General features: G+C 44.6%; 1 protein-coding gene. It reads right to left on the bottom strand.

Going from position 1 to position 204, the window contains the following annotated elements:
• On the bottom strand, positions 1-119 hold a 119-nt coding region (locus EII23_RS12850; RefSeq protein ID WP_185702431.1), incomplete at its 3' end, for a transposase.
• Positions 120-204: the final 85 nt, after the last annotated feature.

Below are 204 nucleotides of genomic sequence, written 5' to 3'. Positions count from 1 at the left end.
TCACCTATGCTTTCGCGAAGGCTCGCGAAGATTATTTTCCGCCTGTACTTGGGCGCGAACACGATATGATACTTGCACAGCCATTTTGTGTGAGCTAAACTTTGTGCCTTGGTTCCCATAAAAAACACCTTTCCCGTTGGTTACGATAGAGCTTGAGTAACCCTATCGTATGGAAAAGGTGTTTTTTGGGGTATAACCTTTGTC

Origin of the sequence: Desulfovibrio sp. OH1186_COT-070, from assembly GCF_003860215.1 — a bacterium.
Taxonomy (GTDB): domain Bacteria; phylum Desulfobacterota; class Desulfovibrionia; order Desulfovibrionales; family Desulfovibrionaceae; genus Desulfovibrio.
This window is presented reverse-complemented; position numbering and strand designations above follow the sequence as displayed.